The sequence below is a fragment of the Kocuria arenosa genome (assembly GCF_042879215.1).
In the GTDB taxonomy this organism is placed as follows: Bacteria; Actinomycetota; Actinomycetes; order Actinomycetales; family Micrococcaceae; genus Kocuria; species Kocuria arenosa.
This window is the reverse complement of the sequence record NZ_JBHZTA010000055.1, coordinates 1-524: the sequence shown is the minus strand read 5'-3', so window position 1 is coordinate 524 and position 524 is coordinate 1. Positions and strand designations below refer to the sequence as shown.

General features: G+C 67.4%; 1 protein-coding gene. It reads right to left on the bottom strand.

Translation table 11 applies throughout. From position 1 onward, the window contains the following. On the bottom strand, positions 1–524 hold a 524-nt coding region (locus tag ACFYE3_RS19075), incomplete at both ends, for a manganese catalase family protein (RefSeq protein ID WP_387612054.1).

The following is a 524-nucleotide window of genomic DNA, read 5'->3' as shown; positions in this document are numbered from 1 at the left end:
TACTCCTTCTTGAGCTTGTCCTGGATCGTGCCGGCGGCCTTCTCCACGAGGTTCGGCTGCTCGGTGGTGCCGTAGAACCGGGCGTCGGGGTGGGTGGGGGGCGGCATCGGCACCCCCGCCATCGGCGCGTCCTTGTACCCGAACTGCCCGTGCCCGTCCGGGGTGGGCCCGGAGGCCCAGGAGCCCTCCGCGGCGGTAGTACCGTCGGAGAAGTTGTAGTAGTCGTAGGAGAACTCGGTGGCCTCCTTGGACTGCGGGAAGTTCGAGGGCACCGGCATCTGCTCCAGCCCCTCGGCCTGCAGCTCCTTCACCGCGGCCATCCACTGGTTCTGGTGCATGGTGTCGCGGGCCAGCAGGAAGGACAGCATGTCCCGGATGCCCTTGTCGTCGGTCATGTGGTAGAGCCTCGCGACCTGTACCCGGCCCTGCATCTCCGCGTTGACGTTCGAGCTCATGTCTGCCAGCAGGTTCCCGGAGGCGGTCACGTAGGACCCCGACCAGGGGTTGCCCATCGAGTCCACCGG